Consider the following 21,772-nt stretch of genomic DNA (forward strand, 5'->3'; position numbering starts at 1 on the left):
GAAAATTTTTATGGATAATTACGAATACAGCGAACTTTTAAAAAAATTAAAAAACAAAGTTGGAAATATCGCTTCTATCATCAAGCCTGAAGAGATAAAAGCAAGATTAAAAGAAATAGAAAATTTAGAAAATTCTCCTTCTTTTTGGAGTGATGTAAAACAAGCAGGAGTGATAGGTAAAGAAAAAACTAAAATTTCAAATTTACTTAAAAATTATGAAAATGCAAACAATGCTTTAAATGATGCAAGTGAGCTTTTTGATCTTGCTAATAGTGAAAATGATTTAGATACTATAGAAGCTTTATTTGAAGATGCAAATAAGCTAGAAGATCTTATCGTAAATCTTGAAATTTCTATGCTTTTAAGCGGGGAAAATGATGGTAAAAACGCCATAGTTTCCATTCATCCAGGAGCAGGTGGAACGGAGAGTAATGACTGGGCTAGCATGCTTTATAGGATGTATTTGAGATTTTGCGAAAGAGAAGGTTTTAAAGTAGAAACACTTGACTTTCAAGAAGGCGAAGAAGCAGGGCTTAAAGATGTTAGCTTTTTAGTAAAAGGTGAAAATGCTTATGGGTATTTAAAAGCTGAAAATGGCATTCATCGTTTAGTAAGAACTTCTCCATTTGATAGTGCAGGACGCCGTCATACGAGTTTTTCTAGTGTGATGGTTTCTCCTGAACTTGATGATGATATAGAAATAGAAATTGAAGAAAAAGATATAAGGATTGATTATTATAGAGCAAGCGGAGCAGGTGGACAACATGTTAATAAAACTGAATCAGCAGTGCGCATAACTCATATGCCAAGTGGTATAGTAGTGCAATGTCAAAACGATAGAAGCCAACACAAAAACAAAGCCACAGCCTTTAAAATGCTAAAATCACGCCTTTATGAGCTTGAGCTTATGAAACAACAAGATGAAGCAAATTCAAGCGAAAAAAGTGAGATAGGCTGGGGTCATCAAATCCGCTCTTATGTGCTTTTTCCTTATCAACAAGTCAAAGACACACGCTCAAATGAAGCTTTTTCGCAGGTTGATAATATCTTAGATGGGGATATTAAAAAAATCATAGAAGGTGTTTTAATAGCGCAAAAAGCACAAGATTAATACTACAAAAGGATATTAAATGGAAAAAATTCTAGTTTGTGTGGATGTTTTAGAGCCTTGTAGGGAAAGTTTGCATTATGGAGTGTATTTAGCTAAAGAGCTAGATCTACCTTTAATGTTTTTATATACCATAGAACCAAATTTTACTAATGCTGAATTAGCTTGTAGTTTTGGTATAGGTGCTAGTGGGTGTGTGATTGAAGATTTAGTAGAAGAGCAAAGCCAAAAAAATGAAAATCTTTGCAAAAAAGGGCAAAGAATTTTAGAAGAATTTTGTGCTTATGCAAAAGAACAAGGCGTAAAAGAATGTTTTAGCGTGCAAAGAGATGGAGACTTAGAAGAAGTTTTAAAAGAATATAATGATCAAATAAGATTAGCCATAGCAGGTTTAAAAGGCGGTGGTAAGAAAAATAAAATAGGCATTCATACAGAAGAATTAGTAAGAGCTTTAAATGTGCCTATTTTGCTTGTAAATTCTGCTTTTAAAGAGATTAAAAGTGTGATGATGGCTTATGATGGGAGTAATTTGGCTAAAAAAGCCATAGAGCAAGCCATTAAAAGACCTATTTTCAAAGAAGCAAAACGTTATGTAGTAAATGTATCTAAAGATGAAAAAGCTTCTTATGAGTTATTAACTCAAGTAAGTCAAATTTTTAAAGAAGCAAATTTAAATGTGCAAACTCAGCATTTAAATGGAGAGATTACTCAAGCTTTATTTGATTTTGGTGAGCAAAATGATATAGATTTATTGATTATGGGAGCTTATTCACATCACTGGTTAAAAAGTATTTTATTTGGTAGTTTGACAAATGATATTTTAACTAAGGCTAAAAAACCCTTATTGCTGATTCGCTAATGTTGCACCATAGACTTTTAAATCATTATATTAGCATTTATCACAAAAGTACCAAACAATTTCTTTTTGTTTGGACTTTGCTTGCTATGGTGCCTTTGTTTTGTAGTTTTTTATTTGATGAACTTGCTATTTATGCAACAGGTAAAATTACTTCTGAAATTTTATTTTTAATTTTAAATATTATTCCTATTATGGTGGCTATAGCATTGATGGTTTTTTTGTTTATTAGTATTTGGGCTGCTTTTAGTGGAAAGATTAATATTAAAGAAAAATTTTTTATTATTTTATATGCATATGTTTTGATATGGTTTGCGTATGGGAATTTGTATTATTTTTCTTGTGATGTAGATAATTATAATAGAATGTTAATTGCTACTCAAAAAAATGAAAATTTAGATATTGCGGATTTGCAAGAAAAAGTTATAGAAGTGCAATTTCAAACACCTATAAGAGGAATTCATAATTTTTGGTCTTTAAATGATGAGTTAAAACCTCAAATTCAAAATAGAATAAAAGGTTTGGTTGATTGTTATTATTTTAGCGGAGTTACTATGCTAACGATAGGCTTTGGTGATGTAACGCCGGTTAGTTCTTTGCTAAGATTATTTAGCGTATTTCAAGGATTTTTAGGGCAGGTTATTGTTGTGATTGCTATGGGGCTTTGGATTAACCAAGTAGGTAAGCAATAGCTTACCTTATAATTAATATTTTATAGCGTATTGATTTTGTATTTCTTCATGTCCTAGTATTTTTTGGATATTGCAATTTTTATTAATATCTAATTTTTTAACATCATAGTGAAAATTAGTACAATTATGCAATAAAAATGCCATTGTTTTAGCATTATGTACATCCCATCTTGATAAATCTTGATCAAATTGTTTGCAATTTTCAAACATATGTGCCATTGTAATGGCATTATGCACATCCCAATTTTCTACTTTATGGTTAAATTTAAGACAATTACAAAACATATATTTAGTATCTTTTACATTTGACATATTCCAAGAAGATAAGTCTTGATCAAAAGATTCACAATCAAAAAACATTCCTTCCATGTTTTCAACATTTTTAACATTCCATTTAGAAATATCATGATTAAAACTTTTGCAGCAATAAAACATATAAGACATATCTTTAACATTTGATACATCCCATTTTTCTATACCATCAAAGTTAGTTCTAGTGGAATAATAGAATAAATAAGACATATCCGTAATTAAGCTTATATCGATTTCATCTAAGGCAATAAGCTCTTCTCTAACAAGAGCAACTAATTCACATTTAGTTTTAGGCGTAAACATGTTAGCTCCTTTTTGGATGTTTATTACAATATAATTATAATATTATTTAAATATAAAGTAGTAAAAATAAATATTAAATTAATAAAAAAGTATAAAATACTATAATATGTTTCATAATGAAACATATTATAAATTTAATAGGAAAATTAAGCTAATTGATATAAAGATTAACCATATAAAAAGCAACAATGCCATTAAAAATGGTTTAAAACCTGCATTTTTTAAAACATTTTTATGGATATTTACTCCCAAAGCTACCATGGCCATAGAAAGTAAAAGCGTGTCTATGGTTTGTATGCTTGGTTTTATATAATTAAGCGCAAAATCTGTATTTAATATTTCAAGTGAGCTAATACCACAAGCAAATAAAAACCACAAAGCAAAATAAGGAATATTTGCTTTAATGGAAATTTTTTCATTATTTTTGTTTAGAAATTTCAATGAAAAAAGACCTAAGAAAATCAAAAAAGGCACTAGCATTAAAACACGCATCATTTTTTCTATGACAGCACCATCTCCTGCTTGCACAGCTTCACCTGCTGCAACAGCATGTGCAACTTCATGCAAGCTTGCTCCCATGAAATACCCCATTTGCTTTAAACTAAAAAAATCAAACCAGCCTAAATTCCAAGCCAAAGGATATAAAAACATCCCCAAAGTTCCAAACACAACCACAGTGCAAACTGCCACGCCAACTTTAGCAGAGCCACCTTTAACAATGCTTTCACTAGCCATCACAGCAGCTGCTCCACAAATGCTTGAGCCACTACTTATAAGTATGCTTTCTTTAAGATCAAGTTTAAATAATTTTCCCAGTAAAAGTCCCATAAAAAAGGTAGAAAATACCACTAAAAATGCTAGCAAAATCCCATTTAATCCAACTTTTTCTAAATCATTAAAAGTAATTCTAAAACCATAAAGTATAATCCCAAGTCTTAAAATTTCTTTTGTTGCTATGCCTAAAACTCCTGATTTTTTGAGTAAATTTGCATTTTGATGTGCTAAATTTCCTATTAAAGCTCCCAAAATCACAGCTACGATTAAAGCTGAAATTCCAAGATTTTTAAAAAAATTAAGCTCAGAAATAGCAAAAGCACAAAAAGCAAGAGTAAAAAGCAGTAAAAAAGCTTCAAATTTTCTATGTTTATATATATTTTTATGCATGAGTTTTCCTTTTTTTGTTTTTTTGTAATCTTAATGATTTTTTTGTGATAAGTAAAATTAATTTTATTTGATATAATGATTAAAAATATTTATCAAAAGAGTACTTATGACTTTTAAACAAATAAAATATTTTCAAGCCTTGTGTAGAAATTTAAACTTAAGAGCTTGTGCTAAAGAATTAAATATAACCCAATCTGCTTTGTCTTTAGCTATATTTGAACTTGAAAAAAGTTTAAACACCAAGCTTTTTGATAGAAATGCTAAATTTTTAAGCTTAAATGAAAAAGGAAAGGTTTTTTTAAAACAAATCACTCCTTTAATTTTAGAATTTGAGCGCATAGAAAAAGCAATGCAAGATGATCAAAGCTATGAAATAAGTATGAAAGTGAGTCAAAATGTAGGCACTTATTTACTAGGATCTTTTTTAGATCAAAAGGCAGAAAATATCAAGTTAAATTTGTCCTTGGATAATAGCCAAAATATCATCAAAGATATTTTAGATAAAGAAATCGATATAGGTTTGATTGAAGGGATTTGCAAAGATAAGGATATAAAAAAGATTAAAATTTGTGATGATGAGCTTATTGTAGTGAGTAAAAATGACTTAAAAAAAGAATTTTTCATAGATGAGTTAAAGGATTTTAAATGGCTAAGTCGCGAGCAAGGTTCAGGTGCAAAAGAAGTGTTTTTAAATGCTTTACCTAAAGATGTAAAGCTTAATTTGGTTTATGAGTTAAACTCAACTGCTATGATAAAAGAGTTAGTTAAAAAAGGTAAATTTTTAGCAGTTTTACCTAAATTTAGTGTTAAAGAAGAGCTTGAAGCTAAAAGTTTATTTGAAATAAGATTAAAAAATTTTAGAATTTCAAGAGAGCTTTGCTTGATTTATCATAAAAATAAAGAACCAAGCAATAAGTTTATAAATTTATGTGAGTTTTTAAAACTTTGCATTCAAAAAGATTTAGCTTAATTCTTGAATACATTTTTTAAAAAGCTCTCCTCTTTCTTCATAAGACTTAAACTGATCTAAGCTTGCACAAGCAGGGCTTAGTAGGGCTACTTCATCATTAGTTAAGTTTTGATTGATTTTTTCTACCGCTTTAGGTAAAAACTCACAAAAATGTGCTTTTAAATTAGCATTTTTAGCATAATCAAGTATTTTATTGGTGCTTTTTCCTATGGCATAAAGCTCTATATTAAGCTCTTTCATAAAAGCAAATAAAGCACTTAAATTCACTCCCTTATCATCCCCACCTATGATAAGATGAATTTTTTTATCCTTATAGCGTTTAAGAGCAGCTAAACTAGCATCCAGGTTAGTCGCTTTGGTATCATTTACCCAAAGTCTATTTTTATGATCAAATATTTCTTCAAGTTTGTTTTTTTCTATCTTAAACTCGTTTAAAAGCTCATAAGAGCAACGATCTAGTATAATTTTTTCTATACTTAAGGCAATAAGTGCATCAAGTAAAAATGGGGTTTTAAAATGAATTTTTTCTAAGTCAATTTGCATTTTTTTAGCTAAATCTTGCTCATCTTCATAGCTTATAACATAAGCATGAGTTGGATAAGCCTCATACTTTTTAGGTAAAATTACTACATCATTTTCATTCATTCTTTCAAGCACGCTAAGCTTGGCTTGCTCATAATTTTCAAAGCTTTTATGCCAAGAAATATGATCAGGTGTGATAGGTAAAAGTGCATAAATTTCAGGTTTAGCTACTTTGGTGTAAAAAAGCGAAAAAGATGAACTTTCCAAAATCCATAATTTAGCACTAATATCCATTTGTGCTAAAGGAGTTCCTATGTTTGCTCCCATTTGTACGTTAATGTGTTTTAAAAGATGGTGTGTCATTTGGGTGGTGGTGGTTTTGCCATTTGTTCCGCTTATCCAAACACTTTTTGGCATGCCATCATAAAAAAAATCATACTCGCTACTTAAATTTCTTGCTTGCTGTATGAGAGAATGATCATTTGGAAAGCCAGGACTTGGAATTTCTAAGTCACTTTTTAAAGGATCAAATTCACAAGGTGGTAAAAGTGTATTATTAAATTCATCTTTACTTATACTTGCAAAATGATCATCATAAATATCGCAATTTCCAAAACGCTGTGCAAAAGCTTTAGTTGTTTTTCCGTATCCAAAAAGTGAAATTTTCATTATCTTAACTTTATACTAATTAATGCAATGATATTTGCAAGTAAGGCTATCATCCAAAAACGCACGATGATTTTATTTTCCACCCAACCTATTTTTTCAAAATGATGATGAATGGGTGCCATTTTAAAAACTCTTTTATTAAAGATTTTAAAACTTCCTACTTGTAAAATCACTGAAATAGTTTCTAAAACAAATACAAAACCTATAAGCAAAAGTAAAATTTCATTTTTACTTACTATACCAAGATAACCTAAAAAAGCTCCTATACTTAAACTCCCACTATCTCCCATAAAAACTTGCGCAGGATAGCAGTTATACCACAAAAATCCCATAAGCGCACCAACTAAAGCCGCGCTTATTACCACAAGTTCTCCTAGGCCTTGAATTTTAGGTAAAAATAAATAAGAGCTATAAATAGCATTTCCGCTTAAATACAAAAAAGCACCAAGGCTTAAAAGAGAAAATATAGAAGGCACAGTTGCAAGCCCATCAAGTCCATCGGTTAAATTCACAGCATTAGAGCTTGATACAATGACTAAAATCCATAAAAACAACATAAACATACCACCATCAAAAATAGCATGCTTGTAAAAAGGTAAATAAAATTCAGTATTTATATCAAATAAATATAATAATCCAATACAAATAAAAGCAGCACTAAATTGTCCTAGAAGTTTCATTTTTGGGCTTAGCCCTGCATGATTGTCTTTTTTTAAAATTTTCCCTAAATCATCCACTAAACCTATAGTGCAAAATAATACCAAACATAATAATCCAACAATTACAAAACTATTATTTAAATCAGCACTTAAAACACTTGCTATGATAGTAGCAAAGATAAAAACAAGCCCACCCATAGTAGGGGTGTGAGATTTAGCTTGGTGTGATTGTGGAGCGTATTCATAAATAGGTTGATTTGCTTTTTTATTTTGAGCCCATTTGATAAATTTTGGCATTAAATACAAACTCAAAAATAAAGCGATAAAAAATGCAAAACCAGCACGCACGCTAATATAAGAAAAAAACATATAATTTGTATATTCTGTAAGATAAAGCAAAATTTTAACCTTGTATTTGTTTTTTAAAAGCATAATTTTAGTAAAATCACATAAATAAATTATAAAAAAGAGTAAAAAATGAGTCAAAAATGTATTTTGATAATCACAGATGGTATAGGACATAATACAAATTCAAACTATAATGCTTTTTTTCATGCTAAAAAGCCAACTTATGATAAGCTTTTTGAAAATACCCCTAATGTTTTGATAAAAACAAGCGGTTTAGCAGTTGGCCTACCTGAAGGTCAAATGGGTAATAGCGAAGTAGGGCATATGTGTATAGGTAGTGGACGCATAATCTATCAAAATTTAGTTAAGATAAATAAAGCCATAGAAAATGATACTTTAAAAGATAATAAGGCTTTAAAAGAGTTATTACAAAAATGCAAAAGAGTGCATATTATAGGGCTTTATAGTGATGGTGGGGTGCATTCTATGCATACACATTTTAATGCGCTTTTAAAAATTTGTAAGCAAGAAAATAAAGAAGTTTTTGCGCATGTAATTAGTGATGGTAGGGATTGTCCTCCAAATTCAGGTTTAGAATTTATAAAATCTTTACAGGAATTTTGCGAAAAAGAAGGGATTAATTTTGCTTCTTTATCGGGAAGATTTTATGCTATGGATAGAGATAAGCGCTATGATAGGGTTAAGTCTTATTATGATGCTTTATTTGCTAAGGCACAAAAGTGTGATGATTTTGTGCAATTTATACAAAAAAGCTATGATGAAAATATTACAGATGAGTTTTTAACCCCAGTTATTAGTCAAAACTTTGATGGGATTAAGGCTGAAGATGGTGTGATTTTTATCAATTTTAGAAATGATAGAATGCGTCAATTAGTTGCTTCTTTAACCCAAGAAAGTTTTAATGAATTTCCAAAAGAAGTGCTTATAAAAAATGCTATTACTATGAGTTTGTATGATGAGAGTTTTAAACTGCCTGTGATGTTTGAAAAAGAAGAATTAAATAATACCTTAGCTTCTGTGATAGCTAATGCAAATTTAAGCCAACTTCACACAGCTGAGACAGAAAAATACGCTCATGTAACCTTTTTCTTTAATGGGGGAAAAGAAGAATTAGAGTGTAATGAAACAAGAGTTTTAATCCCAAGTCCTAAGGTAAAAACATACGATGAAAAACCTCAAATGAGTGCTAAAGAGGTCGCAGATGAGGTGATTAAGGGTATAGAAAATGGTATGGATTTTATCGTAGTAAATTTTGCAAATGGTGATATGGTAGGACATACGGGTGATTTTGAAGCTGCAGTTAGTGCGGTTGAATGTGTGGATGAGTGTTTGGGTAGGGTTATTGCTAAAGCAAGAGAGCATGATTATGCTTTCATTATTACTTCAGATCACGGAAATTGTGAAGCAATGAGGGATGAAAAAGAAAATATGCTCACTAATCACACGACCTTTGATGTTTTTGCTTTTGTGGAAGCTAAAGGAGTAGAAAAGCTTAAAGAAGGCATGGGGCTTAGTAATATAGCACCAAGCGTGCTTAAAATTTTAAACTTACCTATCCCAAAAGAAATGGATGAGGCTTTATTTTAATTTAAAGGAGAACAATGAAATTTAGTGGAAAAAATGTTTTAATAACAGGTGCAAGTAAAGGTATAGGTGCAGCAATAGCTAAAGAATTAGCAAGTCATGGTTTAAAAGTTTGGATTAATTATAGAAGTAAGCCTGAACTTGCTGATGCGTTAAAAGAAGAGATAGAAAAAAGTGGTGGCACTGCAGCTGTGATTAAATTTGATGCAAGTGTCGAAGAAGAATTTATCAGTGCTATTGCAACTATAGTAGAAAGTGATGGTGAGCTTAGTTACTTAGTTAATAATGCAGGTATTACTAATGATAAACTAGCGCTTAGAATGAGTATGGATGATTTTTCTTCAGTGATTAATGCTAATTTAAATTCAAGCTTTTTAGGTTGTAGAGAGGCATTAAAAACTATGAGTAAAAAGCGTTTTGGCGCGGTTGTAAATATCGCTTCTATAGTTGGAGAAATGGGAAATGCAGGCCAAACTAATTATAGTGCTAGTAAAGGCGGTATGATAGCACTAACAAAATCTTTTGCTAAAGAAGGTGCAGCAAGAAATATAAGATATAACTGCATTACCCCAGGTTTTATAAAAAGTGATATGACTGAAGTTTTAAGTGATGAAATAAAACAAAATTATATTAATAATATCCCTTTAAAGCGCTTTGCGGATGCAAGTGAGGTAGCTCAAGCCGTGGCGTTTTTATTAAGCGATCATTCTTCTTATATCACAGGAGAAATTTTAAAAGTCAATGGCGGGCTTTATATGTAAAAGCAAGGTTTTAACCTTGCTTAGTTTCTATAGCCACTACTGCTATAGCAAAACCCCCATCATGTGCTACGCTTACACTTGCTGATTTTATATTAAATTCTTGCATGACTTTTTGAGAAAAACTAATATGTGGAGCATTTTTATTATCTTTAGAGATGATGATGTCAAAAAAAGAACATTCTTTAGAAATTCCAACCCCCAAAGCCTTAGAAGCAGCTTCTTTAATAGCCCAAAATCCGGCTAGAGTGTTGGTATTTTTTATATAACTTTGCTCTTGCTTGGATAAAAATTTATCCAAGAAAAGCGTTTTATGTCTTTCATAAATTTTTTCTATGCGAGAGCATACGACTATGTCACAGCCTATCATTAAGATACTACAAAGTCAGTAAAATAAATATTTTTGATAAAACCATCAGTTAAAACCTCATTGATTTTACCGGTTAATTCATCTTTTAATCTTTCTTTACCCTTTGTGGTGCTTACTTCTTCAAAGGTTTTTGAAGTTAAAGTTCTAATGATAATATCTCTAATAATAGCAACTTTTTTATCAAGTTCTGGGGTTAGAGTTTCAACATTTTGTTCAAGTTGAATGGTGCATTTTACATATCTTGATCCACCATCACTTAACAAATTTAGTGTAAAAGGTGCTAAAGGATACATTACCCCAATATTTGCATAGTCACTCCCTCTAGCTGCTACTGCATTTGTTTTCTTAGGAGCTTGTGCAACTTGTGCGCTTTCTTCAGCTTGTGGAGCAGGATTTTCTTCAGAACCACCGCTAAACATTAAATAAGCAATCGCTCCTACAATCACAAGTAAAAATACAAATAAAAATACAACGATAATAATTACTAAAGTATTGCCACCTTTTTTCTTTGATTCGCCTTGTTCATCCATCATATCATCAGCCATATTTTTCCTTTTATTAAATTTAAAGTGTTATTGTATCAAAAATTACAATTTTTTTAAATTATGATTATTTAATCTTTTGTAAATGTCTATAAACACTAGGCTCAGAAATACCTAAAAGTTCAGCAACCTTAGGAATAACACCTTTTACATTAAACACACCTTTTTCATATAAACTAGCTATCATTTTTTGCTTTTCTTTTGGTTTTAAGCTTTTATTTTTAAAACTTTCTATATCCATACCCGAAATATCTTCGACAATTTCTTCTAAATCAAGTTTAATATATTCTTTGTTTTCTTGCTCAGGGTTTTCATAAGCATTATCATAAATATTTCCAAGATTTAAAATTTCATCAGATATTTTTTTAAACGCTGAGGTATCATGATTAATACAAAGCAAACCTTCGAGTTTTTCATCTTTTTTAATAAAAAAAGTAGAGCCTGACATTGCTTGTGAGCTTTTAGCTGAAGTTTTATAATGTGTTATGTAATCACGCTCTAAATAGATTTTATTTTTAATCATTTCAATGGCAAAACCAGTTAGAGGTGAGTTTATAGTTCTTTTGCTAATATGGTTATTAGCAATTTCTGCTATATTAGCTCCATCTTCGCTTACATCGTGCAAGACTATTTCATAATTTCTACCCAAGGCTTCTGCAAGAAATTTAACTAATTTAATATAATAAGTTCTTGTTTCTTTATCCATAAGCTCTCCTTTTTTTATTAATTTTGTAGTAAAAATATTTAAAATAAGAATGCTTATTCTTATTTTTTAACAATTTTATTACAAAATAAAAATATTTATGCTTAAAAAAAGATTATTTTTTTAAAAATAAGAATTTTATAATCATTTTTTAAATAATGATAATTTTTATCGTTTAATTTTATTTTAATAATATAGGAATATAATTTATCAAATAATAAAAATTATTATTTAAAAAGGAGACACAATGAAAAAACTAACAAATGATTTTGGAAATATCATAGCTGATAATCAAAATTCACTAAGTGCAGGTGCTAAAGGTCCACTTTTAATGCAAGATTATATTTTGCTTGAAAAACTTGCTCATCAAAATAGAGAAAGAATTCCAGAAAGAACAGTACATGCAAAAGGAAGTGGTGCTTATGGAGAACTTAAAATTACTAAAGATATTTCTCAATATACCAAAGCAAAAGTTTTACAGCTTGGAGAAAATACGCCTTTATTTATAAGATTTTCAACCGTTGCAGGTGAAGCAGGTGCAGCTGATGCAGAAAGAGATGTAAGGGGTTTTGCGATTAAATTTTATACCAAAGAAGGAAATTGGGATTTAGTAGGTAATAATACTCCGACATTTTTTATAAGAGATGCGTATAAATTTCCTGATTTTATCCATACTCAAAAAAGAGATCCAAGAACTCATTTAAGAAGTAATAATGCTGCATGGGATTTTTGGAGCCTTTGTCCTGAAAGCTTACACCAGGTTACTATTTTAATGAGCGATAGAGGAATTCCTGCAAGTTATCGTCATATGCATGGTTTTGGAAGTCACACTTATAGTTTGATTAATGATAAAAATGAAAGATTTTGGGTGAAATTTCATTTTAAAACCAAGCAAGGTATTAAAAATTTAACCAACGAAGAAGCGGCGAATTTAATAGCAAATGATAGAGAAAGTCATCAAAGAGATTTATATGAGGCTATTGAAAAAGGAGATTTTCCAAAATGGACTTTCCAAATTCAAGTTTTAAAAGAAGATGAGGTAGAAAAACTAGGTTTTAATCCTTTTGATTTAACTAAAGTTTGGCCACATAGCATTGTGCCTTTAATAGAAGTAGGTGAATTAGTACTTAATAAAAATGTACAAAATTACTTTAACGAAGTAGAACAAGCTGCATTTAGTCCAAGTAATATCGTTCCTGGTATTGGTTTTAGTCCTGATAAAATGTTGCAAGCTAGAATCTTTTCTTATCCTGATGCACACAGATATCGCATAGGAACAAATTATCATTTATTGCCAGTTAATCGTGCAAAAAGTGAAGTAAATACTTATAATGTAGCAGGAGCTATGAATTTTGACACTTATAAAAATGGCGCAGCTTACTATGAGCCAAATAGTTATGATGATAGTCCAAAAGAAGATAAAAGCTATCTTGAGCCTGACTTATCACTTGAAGGTAGTGCGCAAAGATATGCTCCACTTGATGATGATTTTTATACTCAACCAAGAGCTTTGTTTGATATAATGAACCAAGATCAAAAAGAGCAGTTATTTAAAAATATCGCTACTTCTATGAGTGGGGTTGATAAAAAAATTATTGCTAGAGCATTAAGTCATTTTGAAAAAATTTCAAGTGAATATGCAAATGGTGTTAAAAAAACTTTGAAAATGTAATTTTTACTTGCCACTTTAAAAGTGGCAAACTAAAGATTATAAAAGGAAAAATATGTTTAGCAACGAAGAAGAAAAAAGAATTCAAGAACTTTGTACTATGGCTTTTGATTATGCAAGAAAAAATGATTTGCAAAATTTAAAGATTATAATAGAAGCAGGTTTGAGTGTGAATTTAAAAAATCATAAAGGCGATAGTCTTTTAATGCTTGCAAGTTATCATAATGCTTATGAATGTGCTAAGTTTTTACTAGAAAATAATGCTAGGGTAGATGAGAAAAATGACAGAGGACAAACTCCATTAGCAGGGGTGTGTTTTAAAGGATATTTGCCTATGTGTAAGCTTTTGGTAGAACATGGAGCAAATATTGATGAAAACAACGGTCTTGGTATGACACCTTTTACTTTTGCACTAATGTTTGGGCATAGAGATATAGTAGAATTTTTAACAAAGCATTCTAAAAAAAGCTTTCTTAAAAAAATAGCTTTTGGTATGTTAAAAATTTTTAAAAGAAAGAAAAGTTAAACTCTTTGAAAAAATAAAAATTATAAAATTATCCTTTTATTTGTAAATAGAAGGATAAATATGTCACAAAAAGCAGAGAAATTATGGGGTGGACGTTTTGATTTACCTACAAATAAATTAGTTGAAGAATACACTGCTTCATTATTAGTTGAGCCAAGACTTGCTCCTTTTGATATACAAGGAAGTATAATTCATTGCACTATGCTTGCAAAACAAGGCATTATAAAAGAAGATGAAGCAAAAACTATCACCAAGGGTTTAGAACAAGTTAGAGAAGAAATTCAAAATGGAACCTTTGTTTTTGATATAGCTGATGAGGATATTCATATGGCTGTAGAAAAAAGAATGACACAAATTGTAGGCCCAGTAGGTGGAAAACTTCACACTGCAAGAAGTAGAAACGACCAAACTACGCTTGATTCAAAAATGCATATGAGAGCAGTTATAAAAGAAATTCTAAATCAAATTATTGCTTTAGAGGAAGAAATCATCAATCAAGCTCAAAAAAATATCAAAGCTATTATGCCAGGCTATACACATTTACAAACTGGTCAGCCGGTGCTTTTTTCACATTGGATCATGGCATATTTTTGGATGTTAAGTAGGGATTATTCTCGTTTTGAAGATTTATATAAAAGAATGGATGAGTGTCCTTTAGGAGCAGCTGCACTTGGTGGAACCACATTTAATATAGACAGGCATTTTTGTGCCAAAGAATTAGGTTTTGCAAAACCAACAGAAAATAGCATTGATAGCGTTAGTGATAGAGATCATATGGTTGAATTTACTTCTGTGGCTGCAATGTGCTTTATGCACCTTAGTCGTTTTTGTGAAGAGCTTATACTTTTTTCAAGTCAAGATTTTAAATTTATAGAATTAAGTGATGATTTTTGTACAGGCTCAAGCATAATGCCTCAAAAGAAAAATCCTGATGTGGCTGAAAAAATGCGTGGTAAGACAGGTAGAATGTATGGTAATGTTATGGCAATGCTAACTATTATGAAAGGTATTCCACTTGCTTATAATACTGACATGAGTGAAGATAAGGCTCAAGTTTATGATTCTATGGATACTTTAATGGCAAGTTTGAAAATCATAACTCCTATGATAGAAAAAATGCAAGTAAATGCTAATAATACAAGAGCAGCTGCTGCAAAAGGTTTTTCAAATGCCACAGATATGGCTGATTATTTAGTAAGAAAAAATATACCATTTAGAGAAGCTCATAGTATAGTTGGCGGGGCTGTGAATTATTGTATTAAACATGGAAAAATGCTTGAAGAACTTAGCATGGAGGAATTTCATCAATTTAATGAAAATATCCAAGAAGATATTTATGAGGCAATTGCTTTAGAAACTTGTATAGACGCAAGAGTATCTTATGGTGGTACAGGAACTAAAGTAGTATTAGAACAAATTAAACACGCAAAAGAGCTTTTAGAGCAATATAAGGCACAAGATTAATGGATATTATTTTTATATTAGAATTTTTCATCATTTTTTCTATGATAGCTATAGGTGGTAGATATGGTGGTATAGGACTTGGGGTTGCAGGTGGGCTTGGTATGTGTATTTTGGTTTTGGTCTTTGGTATGCAACCAGCTTCACTTCCTGTGAGTGTTGTGTTTATTATACTTGCTGTGATTACTTGTGTGAGTGTTTTACAAAGCGCAGGTGGGCTTGATTTACTAGTAAAAATAGCAGAAAAAATTTTAAAGAAAAAACCTCAAGCTATTGTTTTTATGGGACCTTTGATTAGCTCTGCTTTTACGATTTTTTGCGGTACTACCTATGTGGCTTTTTCTGTTTATCCAGTGATTGCTGAAGTGGCAGCTGATGCTAAAATTCGTCCCGAAAGAGCGCTTTCGGTTTCAGTTGTAGCAGCAGGTATTGGTGTTATAGCTTCACCTATGAGTGCAGCTACTGCTGCTATGGTGGCTGTTTTAGCTTTTAGTGGTACAACAATAGTGCAAATTTTAATGGTAAGTTTGCCAGCCTTTTTTATAGGTGTGTTTCTTGCTTGTTTGAGTGTTTTAAAAAGAGGAAAAGAGCTTGAGCAAGATGAGGAATTTCAAAAAAGAGTAAGAGCGGGAGAATATCATTTTTTAAGTGAAGATTTGCAAAACAAAGATAGCGAACATGATCCTATGGCTAGAAGGTCTTTGTATATTTTTGCTTTAGGGATTTTAACTATTATTTTCTTTGGTACTTTTACAAATTTATTGCCTCATTATGAGCTTGCAGATGGTAAAATAGAAAGACTTTCTACTCCAAATTTAATCCAAATGATCATGCTTGCAACGGCTTGTTTGATTATGCTTTTTGCTAAAGTTCCTGCTAATAAGCTTGGTGAAACTTCGGTATTTAGATCAGGACTTATAGGAGTTGTAGGGGTTTTTGGTATAGCTTGGATGACAGGAACATTTTTTGAAGCTTATAAGCCTTTATTTAGTGATTCTTTATCGCATATTGTAGAGGATTATCCGTATTTATTTGGAGTGGCTTTATTTGCCTTTTCTATGGTGATTTTTTCTCCTTCAGCAACAGTAGCTGCTTTGATGCCTTTGGGTGTGAGTTTGGGAATTCCTCCTCAAATTCTTATTGTGCTTTATCCTTGTGTGAGCGGAGATTTTATAGTCCCAGGAGCTAATCAAATAGCATGTGTGGCTTTTGATAGAACAGGCACAACAAAAATAGGTAAATTTGTGATCAATCACTCTTATTTAAGACCAGGTTTTGTTTTAATTATTAGTGCGACTATTGCAGGTTATTTTATCTCTAAGCTTGTATTTTAGCTTAGAGATTGTTTTTAAGTTTTTGTAAATACCTATAGACACTAGGTTCTGATATATTAAGCGACTTAGCAACTATAGGTATGCTTCCTTTGATGTTAAAAATTCCTTTCGAATGAAGCTTTTTAATAATCTCATCTTTTTGCTCAGTGCTTAAGCTATATCCTGAATTTAAATATTTTAAGTCTATATTTTCAGCTAAAATATCTTCTATAGAGTGACTAAGTGTTTCTATATTACTCACATTGTGCAAATTTATATTGTTTTGATTATGAATATCTAATAAATCACTAAAATCATTGATTTTTTCAAGTTCTATGATTTTACTAATAGCATTTCTAAGCTCTGTGGTATCGTGATTTATACATAAAATTCCCACGATTTTCTTTTGATTTTTTATAAAAAAAGTTGATCCAGTAACAATCTTAGACTTTCCAACCTTTGCTTTATAATCACATAAAAAATCTTTGTTTAAATACTCTTTTTCTTGTACAAGTTCACTTGCAAAAGAAGTTAATGGAGAATTAATGGTTCTTCCACTAATGTGATTATTTGCAATGGCTGCAATATATGAACCCTCAGGTGCAATCACATGAAAAACTATTTCATATTGATCTCCAAGTACTTGCCCTAAAAACTGGGTAAGTTTGATAAATAATTCTTTTTGTTGCTCATCCATGATCTAGACCTTTTTGTTGTTTTTTGTTATTTTACATAATATTTTCATCAAAGTTGTTAATAATTATAACAATAAAAAAAATTATTATTATGATAAAAAAATATTGACAATTTATTATTATGATGATAATATTATATTATGATTTAATTTAAACACAAGGAGTATACATGGCAAATTATCCAAAGGCTATAGGACCATATTCAGCTTATAGAGAAGCTAATGGTTTGTTATTTATTTCAGGACAACTTCCTATTAATCCAGAAAGTGGAAATATAGAAAGTGAAGATGTAAAAGAACAAACAAGACAATCATTGTTAAATATTAAGGCTATATTAGAAGAAAATAATCTTTATTTTAACAATGTGGTTAAAACGACTTGCTTTTTAGCAAATATTGATGATTTTGTGGTTTTCAATGAGGTTTATTCTGAATTTTTCGCAGCTCCATATCCTGCAAGAAGTGCTTTTGCGGTAAAAGATCTTCCTAAGGGTGCTAAAGTGGAGATAGAGGTTATTGCTTATAAAGGATAGAGCATGTTGGGTTTATTTTTTGCAGGATGTTCTGTATTTTTACTTGTATTTATGCTCTATAAAAAAATCAACGCCCATATGGCGTTGCTTTTAAGTGGTTTATTCTTGCTATCTCTAGCAGGAATTTTTGGACTTTCTCCTATCATTAGTGAAAAGCAATCTTTGCATTTAGGACTTTTTGATATTTTCCAAGTTGTTAATACAAATATGTCAAGCACTCTAGCAGGGCTTGGACTTACTTTGATGTGTATAGCGGGATTTTCTGCTTATATGGATCATGTGGGCGCAAGTTATGCTTTATTTAAAGTGTTTGAAAGACCTTTAAAGGCAGTAAAATCGCCTTATGTTCTATTGTTAGTTTCATATTTTGTAATCCAGTTTTTAGTGCTTTTTATACCTTCACATGCAGGTTTGGCGCTTTTACTTATGGTTACAATGTATCCTATTTTAGTGCGCTCAGGCGTTTCTAAGCTTTCTGCGCTTTCAGTTATCGCTATTTGTCAATACATTGACCATGGTCCAGGTAGTGGTAATGTGATTTTAGCTGCAAAAACAGCTGAAATTGATCCTGCGGTGTATTTTGTGCATTATCAGCTTCCTACAACTGTACCTATTATTATTGCTGTGGGTATTGCGATTTATTTTTGCTCAAAATATTTTGATAAAAAAGAAAATTTTGTTTTTAATCGTGATGAGATAGAAAAAGAGTTATCAGAAAATGATAGCAAAAAAGAAGAGGTGAAAAAACCACCTAGAATCTATGCGATTTTACCTGTTATACCTTTAGTGTTAATTTTGGGTTTTAGCAGTGTTTTAGATAGCATTATGGTATTAATGGGATTTGCTACCATGGAAGAAGTTAAAGCCGCTTCATCTACTGCTATTAAAATGAATGTGCCAGTTGCAATGATGATTTCAACCTTTATTGCAATTATTTTTGAAATCATTCGTTATAGAAGTTTGATTGATACTTTAAATTCTATTATGGTATTTTTCAAAGGTATGGGGCATTTGTTTGTAATCACAGTTTCTTTGATCGTTTGTGGTCAAGTTTTTGCAAACGGACTTTTATCAGTTGGCTTTGTAGATACTTTAATAGGTTTTGCAAAAGATGCAGGTTTTGGAGTGCTTGCTATTATTATAGCAGTTTCTATTTTGCTTGCTGTATGTGCATTTTTAATGGGTTCAGGAAATGCAGCATTTTTTTCTTTTGCGCCACTTATTCCAAATATAGCAAAATCTTTTGGGGTTGAAACCATAGCTATGATAGCACCTATTCAAATCATGACAGGTTTTGGTAGATGTGTTTCGCCTATCGCACCTGCTATTTTGGCAATTTCGGCTATAGCTAAAGTAAATCCACTACAAGTTGTGAAAAGAACGGCTATTCCTATGCTTGTAGCTGCTATTGTTAATGTGATTATGACTTATATTTATCTATAAAAAGGAGTACAAAATGAACAACAAAACTAAATTAATCCACCTAGGAAGAGGCGATCAAAATGCTGAAGTAAGATCAGTTAATCCAACCTTAATGCGTGCATCAACTATACTTTTTAAAGATCATGCAACTTGGCAAAAATACCGTGAGTTAAGAAAAACAGATCGTGTTTTAAGTTATGGTGCTAGAGGAACAGCAACTAATTTTGAACTTGAAAAACTAATTTGTGCGCTTGAGGGAGGCCATAGAGCGCAACTTTTCCCAACAGGACTTGCAGCGCTGGCTATGGTGCTTTTAAATTATGCTAGCAAAGATGCTCATTTTTTAATCACTGATGCTATTTATGGACCTGTTAGAACAATTTGTGATTTATTTTTAACTAAAATGGGTGTAGAAATTGACTTTTTAAAAGCCGATGCTTCTGATGTAGAAGAAAAGATCAAACCAAACACAAAATTAATCCTTTGTGAAAGCCCAGGTTCTATACTTTATGAAATCATAGATTTGCCAAAACTTTGTGAAATTGCACACAAACATAACATACCAGTAGCGATTGATAATACTTATTCAAGTGGGTATTTTTTAAATCCGCTTGAGCTTGGTGTGGATATTTCAGTGATTGCCGCAACTAAATATCTAAGTGGGCATTCAGATGTAACCATGGGTATAGTAGTGATTAATGAAAAAGAATGGAAAAATTTTGACAAATTACCAGAAGCTTTAGGATTTACTACAAGTCCTGATGATGCTTATTTAGTGCTTCGTGGTATGAGAACTTTAGATGTAAGAATGAAAGCACATGAAAAAAGTGCAGATGAGGTAGTAGAGTTTTTACAAAGCAGAAAAGAAGTTAAAACAATCTTTTATCCAAAATTAAAAACTCATCCAAACCATGAAGTTTTTATGCGTGATCATAAAGGCGCTAATGGTATGGTAACGATTGAATTTGCAGATGGTATTTCAAAAGAACAAGCCATTGGGTTTGTAGATAATTTAGAGTATTTTTCAATTGGTGCAAGCTGGGGTGGATATGAGAGTTTAGCTACTGTTACTACTCCACCAAGAACTGCAACAGATTGGAGTGCTAGAGGGCCTTTTGTGAGATTTCATATAGGTCTTGAAGATAGTAAGGATTTGATTGCTGATTTAAAACAAGCATTTGAAAAAATAAATTTTAAAGGATAAAACATGGGTGTGAGTGTATTTGATATGAGGTTGCTTCAAGATTCTTGGAGCACTCCTGCAATGAGAGCTATTTTTAGTGAAGAAAATAGAATTCAAAAATGGCTTGATGTAGAAGCTGCCTTGGCAAAAGCTCAAGCAAAACTTGGCATTATCCCTAATGAAGCAGCTGTAGAAATAGCTAAAAAAGCGCATTATAAATTTATGGATATGGATTTTATTTTTGCTGAGTTTAAAAAGACCAAACACCCTTTAGTGCCTACTGTGCGTGGTTTAGAAAAAGCTTGTGAAAATGGTCTTGGTGAATATGTACATTTTGGTGTAACAACGCAAGATATCATTGATACAGGCATAGTTTTACAATTTAAAGAAGCTATGGCTTTAATCAAGCAAGATTTAAAAGATATAGCTAAAAATTTAGCAAAAATCGCAAAAGAGCATAAAAACACTGCAATGATGGGAAGAACCTTAGCTTTACAAGCTTTACCTATAACTTTTGGACACAAAGTTGCAATTTGGCTTAGTGAGCTTAATCGCCACTATGAAAGAATTATTGAACTTGAAAAAAGATTATATGTAGGATTAATCGTAGGTGCAGTAGGAACTAAAGCAAGTTTAAGTGACAAGGCTAATGAAGTAGAAAAACTTACTTTAGAAAGCTTAGGTTTAGAAGTTCCTGATATCTCATGGCAACCAGCAAGAGATCGTTTTATAGAGCTTGGTTATGTTTTAGGTAATATCAATGCAACCTTTAACAAAATTGCACATCAGCTTTTAATCTTAGCTCATAACGAAATCGATGAAATTGCTGAGCCTTTTGGAAAAGGTCAAGTGGGAAGCTCTACTATGCCTCATAAAAGAAATCCTGCAGTAAGTGAAAATGCAGTGACTGTAAGTAATGCTCTAAGAGCTAATATTGCAATTTTAAGCGATATAGAAAGACATGAACATGAAAGAGATGGTCAAGTTTGGAAAATGGAATGGAAGCTTTTGCCAGAAGCGTTTTTAATGCTTTCAGTGGTATTGGCAAATATGAAATTTGTCTTTGATGATTTAGAAGTTAAAAAAGACAAAATGCTAAAAAATCTTGATACGCTTAATGGCTTTGTGTTAGCAGAACGTGTAATGTTTGCTTTAAGCGATCACTATGGTAAGCAACATGCACATGAAATTGTTTATGAAAATGCTATGAGAGGTATAGAAAATCATAAAACTTTCAAAGAAGTTTTACTTGAAGATGAGCGCGTGAGTAAGGTTTTAAGTGAAAAAGATATTGATGTTTTAATGGATGCTACAACTTATGTAGGTTATGCACCAAAATTAGTTGATGAGTTCTTAGAAAAAATCGCTAATGCACCAATTCTAAAGTAGG

The 21,772-nt window shown here is 31.2% G+C and carries 22 protein-coding genes; 14 read left to right on the forward strand and 8 right to left on the reverse strand.

The window, feature by feature from the left end; translation table 11 throughout:
* Positions 1-10: 10 nt before the first annotated feature.
* From prfB to CAMP5118_RS03000, 3 genes are read left to right on the forward strand one after another with little or no spacing between them, the layout of a single operon-like run.
* Positions 11-1,111 carry a peptide chain release factor 2 gene (gene prfB, locus CAMP5118_RS02990; protein ID WP_039617474.1) on the forward strand — a complete coding sequence of 367 codons (1,101 nt, stop codon included), beginning with the start codon at positions 11-13 and terminating at the stop codon, positions 1,109-1,111.
* Between the two features lie 19 nt (positions 1,112-1,130).
* Positions 1,131-1,967, forward strand: coding sequence for a universal stress protein (locus CAMP5118_RS02995; RefSeq protein WP_337216565.1), 837 nt, complete (start codon positions 1,131-1,133; stop codon positions 1,965-1,967).
* Entirely contained in the window at positions 1,967-2,656 is a 690-nt protein-coding gene (locus CAMP5118_RS03000; protein WP_337216566.1) for a potassium channel family protein, read from the forward strand. Before CAMP5118_RS02995 ends, CAMP5118_RS03000 begins: the two co-directional genes overlap by 1 nt.
* 12 nt (positions 2,657-2,668) lie before the next feature.
* Here CAMP5118_RS03000 and CAMP5118_RS03005 read toward each other — a convergent pair whose 3' ends face one another.
* Both CAMP5118_RS03005 and CAMP5118_RS03010 read right to left on the reverse strand, forming a co-directional pair.
* A complete protein-coding gene (locus CAMP5118_RS03005; protein ID WP_337216567.1) occupies positions 2,669-3,271 on the reverse strand; it encodes a BspA family leucine-rich repeat surface protein in 603 nt (200 codons plus the stop codon).
* Positions 3,272-3,397: 126 nt separating this feature from the next.
* Positions 3,398-4,435, reverse strand: coding sequence for a YeiH family protein (locus tag CAMP5118_RS03010; RefSeq protein WP_337216568.1), 1,038 nt, complete (start codon positions 4,433-4,435; stop codon positions 3,398-3,400).
* Between the two features lie 106 nt (positions 4,436-4,541).
* Here CAMP5118_RS03010 and CAMP5118_RS03015 point away from each other — a divergent pair, with 106 nt between their 5' ends.
* Positions 4,542-5,405, forward strand: a complete 864-nt coding sequence (locus CAMP5118_RS03015) for a LysR family transcriptional regulator (protein WP_337216569.1) — start codon at positions 4,542-4,544, stop codon at positions 5,403-5,405.
* Here the strand turns inward: CAMP5118_RS03015 and murD are convergent.
* Both murD and mraY read right to left on the reverse strand, forming a co-directional pair.
* Entirely contained in the window at positions 5,397-6,596 is a 1,200-nt protein-coding gene (gene murD, locus CAMP5118_RS03020; RefSeq protein ID WP_337216570.1) for a UDP-N-acetylmuramoyl-L-alanine--D-glutamate ligase, read from the reverse strand. The two genes, CAMP5118_RS03015 and murD, sit on opposite strands and share 9 nt — an antisense overlap.
* Positions 6,596-7,687, reverse strand: a complete 1,092-nt coding sequence (mraY, locus tag CAMP5118_RS03025) for a phospho-N-acetylmuramoyl-pentapeptide-transferase (protein WP_442863223.1) — start codon at positions 7,685-7,687, stop codon at positions 6,596-6,598. The genes murD and mraY overlap by 1 nt, the downstream gene beginning before the upstream one ends.
* Positions 7,688-7,732: 45 nt before the next feature.
* Between mraY and gpmI the strand changes: the two genes are divergently transcribed.
* On the forward strand, positions 7,733-9,211 hold the full coding sequence (gene gpmI / locus CAMP5118_RS03030; RefSeq protein ID WP_337216572.1) for a 2,3-bisphosphoglycerate-independent phosphoglycerate mutase: 1,479 nt from the start codon (positions 7,733-7,735) through the stop codon (positions 9,209-9,211).
* Between the two features lie 14 nt (positions 9,212-9,225).
* Positions 9,226-9,969 (forward strand): 3-oxoacyl-ACP reductase FabG, encoded by a 744-nt coding sequence (fabG, locus tag CAMP5118_RS03035; RefSeq protein WP_263678455.1) that lies wholly within the window; start codon positions 9,226-9,228, stop codon positions 9,967-9,969.
* 10 nt (positions 9,970-9,979) lie between these two features.
* Here fabG and acpS read toward each other — a convergent pair whose 3' ends face one another.
* The 3 genes from acpS to CAMP5118_RS03050 form a co-directional block, all read right to left on the reverse strand.
* Positions 9,980-10,336: a holo-ACP synthase gene (gene acpS / locus CAMP5118_RS03040; protein ID WP_214099858.1), complete on the reverse strand. Its 357-nt coding sequence runs from the start codon at positions 10,334-10,336 to the stop codon at positions 9,980-9,982.
* Complete coding sequence (gene fliL / locus CAMP5118_RS03045; protein ID WP_404842191.1) at positions 10,336-10,881, reverse strand: flagellar basal body-associated protein FliL; 546 nt, start codon at positions 10,879-10,881, stop codon at positions 10,336-10,338. Before fliL ends, acpS begins: the two co-directional genes overlap by 1 nt.
* 64 nt (positions 10,882-10,945) lie before the next feature.
* A complete protein-coding gene (locus CAMP5118_RS03050) occupies positions 10,946-11,584 on the reverse strand; it encodes a helix-turn-helix transcriptional regulator (protein ID WP_257403836.1) in 639 nt (212 codons plus the stop codon).
* A gap of 244 nt (positions 11,585-11,828) precedes the next feature.
* Between CAMP5118_RS03050 and CAMP5118_RS03055 the strand changes: the two genes are divergently transcribed.
* Genes CAMP5118_RS03055 through CAMP5118_RS03070 form a run of 4 tightly spaced genes read left to right on the forward strand, consistent with a single transcriptional unit; the run spans position 11,829 to position 16,571 of the window.
* A complete protein-coding gene (locus CAMP5118_RS03055) occupies positions 11,829-13,253 on the forward strand; it encodes a catalase (RefSeq protein WP_263678456.1) in 1,425 nt (474 codons plus the stop codon).
* A gap of 52 nt (positions 13,254-13,305) precedes the next feature.
* The gene (locus CAMP5118_RS03060; protein WP_337216573.1) at positions 13,306-13,776 is read left to right on the forward strand and encodes an ankyrin repeat domain-containing protein; all 471 of its coding nucleotides are present in this window, start codon (positions 13,306-13,308) and stop codon (positions 13,774-13,776) included.
* Positions 13,777-13,836: 60 nt separating this feature from the next.
* Positions 13,837-15,240, forward strand: coding sequence for an argininosuccinate lyase (gene argH, locus CAMP5118_RS03065; RefSeq protein ID WP_337216574.1), 1,404 nt, complete (start codon positions 13,837-13,839; stop codon positions 15,238-15,240).
* Complete coding sequence (locus CAMP5118_RS03070; protein WP_337216575.1) at positions 15,240-16,571, forward strand: anaerobic C4-dicarboxylate transporter family protein; 1,332 nt, start codon at positions 15,240-15,242, stop codon at positions 16,569-16,571. Before argH ends, CAMP5118_RS03070 begins: the two co-directional genes overlap by 1 nt.
* A 1-nt stretch (position 16,572) precedes the next feature.
* Here CAMP5118_RS03070 and CAMP5118_RS03075 read toward each other — a convergent pair whose 3' ends face one another.
* Entirely contained in the window at positions 16,573-17,247 is a 675-nt protein-coding gene (locus CAMP5118_RS03075; RefSeq protein ID WP_263678461.1) for a helix-turn-helix transcriptional regulator, read from the reverse strand.
* A 167-nt stretch (positions 17,248-17,414) separates the two neighbouring features.
* On the opposite strand from CAMP5118_RS03075, the gene CAMP5118_RS03080 reads away from it, so the two are divergent.
* Genes CAMP5118_RS03080 through purB form a run of 4 tightly spaced genes read left to right on the forward strand, consistent with a single transcriptional unit; the run spans position 17,415 to position 21,771 of the window.
* Entirely contained in the window at positions 17,415-17,777 is a 363-nt protein-coding gene (locus tag CAMP5118_RS03080) for a Rid family detoxifying hydrolase (RefSeq protein ID WP_263678463.1), read from the forward strand.
* Positions 17,778-17,780: 3 nt separating this feature from the next.
* A complete protein-coding gene (dcuC, locus tag CAMP5118_RS03085; protein ID WP_337216576.1) occupies positions 17,781-19,220 on the forward strand; it encodes a C4-dicarboxylate transporter DcuC in 1,440 nt (479 codons plus the stop codon).
* Between the two features lie 13 nt (positions 19,221-19,233).
* Positions 19,234-20,403 (forward strand): trans-sulfuration enzyme family protein, encoded by a 1,170-nt coding sequence (locus CAMP5118_RS03090; RefSeq protein ID WP_263678465.1) that lies wholly within the window; start codon positions 19,234-19,236, stop codon positions 20,401-20,403.
* Positions 20,404-20,406: 3 nt separating this feature from the next.
* The gene (purB, locus tag CAMP5118_RS03095; protein WP_337216577.1) at positions 20,407-21,771 is read left to right on the forward strand and encodes an adenylosuccinate lyase; all 1,365 of its coding nucleotides are present in this window, start codon (positions 20,407-20,409) and stop codon (positions 21,769-21,771) included.
* The last annotated feature ends 1 nt before the right edge of the window (position 21,772 follow it).

It is taken from the genome of Campylobacter sp. LMG 7929 (assembly GCF_024723595.1).
Lineage (GTDB): Bacteria > Campylobacterota > Campylobacteria > Campylobacterales > Campylobacteraceae > Campylobacter_D.

Bases quoted from the DNA above. Each gene is read 5' to 3' on its own strand.
- CAMP5118_RS03075 (WP_263678461.1), bottom strand. From the start codon at position 17,247: ATGGATGAGCAACAAAAAGAATTATTTATCAAACTTACCCAGTTTTTA.
- murD (WP_337216570.1), bottom strand. From the start codon at position 6,596: ATGAAAATTTCACTTTTTGGATACGGAAAAACAACTAAAGCTTTTGCA.
- CAMP5118_RS03090 (WP_263678465.1), top strand. From the start codon at position 19,234: ATGAACAACAAAACTAAATTAATCCACCTAGGAAGAGGCGATCAAAAT.
- CAMP5118_RS03000 (WP_337216566.1), top strand. From the start codon at position 1,967: ATGTTGCACCATAGACTTTTAAATCATTATATTAGCATTTATCACAAA.
- fabG (WP_263678455.1), top strand. From the start codon at position 9,226: ATGAAATTTAGTGGAAAAAATGTTTTAATAACAGGTGCAAGTAAAGGT.
- gpmI (WP_337216572.1), top strand. From the start codon at position 7,733: ATGAGTCAAAAATGTATTTTGATAATCACAGATGGTATAGGACATAAT.
- purB (WP_337216577.1), top strand. From the start codon at position 20,407: ATGGGTGTGAGTGTATTTGATATGAGGTTGCTTCAAGATTCTTGGAGC.
- CAMP5118_RS02995 (WP_337216565.1), top strand. From the start codon at position 1,131: ATGGAAAAAATTCTAGTTTGTGTGGATGTTTTAGAGCCTTGTAGGGAA.
- CAMP5118_RS03015 (WP_337216569.1), top strand. From the start codon at position 4,542: ATGACTTTTAAACAAATAAAATATTTTCAAGCCTTGTGTAGAAATTTA.
- argH (WP_337216574.1), top strand. From the start codon at position 13,837: ATGTCACAAAAAGCAGAGAAATTATGGGGTGGACGTTTTGATTTACCT.
- CAMP5118_RS03080 (WP_263678463.1), top strand. From the start codon at position 17,415: ATGGCAAATTATCCAAAGGCTATAGGACCATATTCAGCTTATAGAGAA.
- acpS (WP_214099858.1), bottom strand. From the start codon at position 10,336: ATGATAGGCTGTGACATAGTCGTATGCTCTCGCATAGAAAAAATTTAT.
- CAMP5118_RS03010 (WP_337216568.1), bottom strand. From the start codon at position 4,435: ATGCATAAAAATATATATAAACATAGAAAATTTGAAGCTTTTTTACTG.
- prfB (WP_039617474.1), top strand. From the start codon at position 11: ATGGATAATTACGAATACAGCGAACTTTTAAAAAAATTAAAAAACAAA.
- CAMP5118_RS03005 (WP_337216567.1), bottom strand. From the start codon at position 3,271: ATGTTTACGCCTAAAACTAAATGTGAATTAGTTGCTCTTGTTAGAGAA.
- CAMP5118_RS03070 (WP_337216575.1), top strand. From the start codon at position 15,240: ATGGATATTATTTTTATATTAGAATTTTTCATCATTTTTTCTATGATA.
- CAMP5118_RS03050 (WP_257403836.1), bottom strand. From the start codon at position 11,584: ATGGATAAAGAAACAAGAACTTATTATATTAAATTAGTTAAATTTCTT.
- mraY (WP_442863223.1), bottom strand. From the start codon at position 7,687: ATGCTTTTAAAAAACAAATACAAGGTTAAAATTTTGCTTTATCTTACA.
- CAMP5118_RS03055 (WP_263678456.1), top strand. From the start codon at position 11,829: ATGAAAAAACTAACAAATGATTTTGGAAATATCATAGCTGATAATCAA.
- CAMP5118_RS03060 (WP_337216573.1), top strand. From the start codon at position 13,306: ATGTTTAGCAACGAAGAAGAAAAAAGAATTCAAGAACTTTGTACTATG.
- fliL (WP_404842191.1), bottom strand. From the start codon at position 10,881: ATGGCTGATGATATGATGGATGAACAAGGCGAATCAAAGAAAAAAGGT.
- dcuC (WP_337216576.1), top strand. From the start codon at position 17,781: ATGTTGGGTTTATTTTTTGCAGGATGTTCTGTATTTTTACTTGTATTT.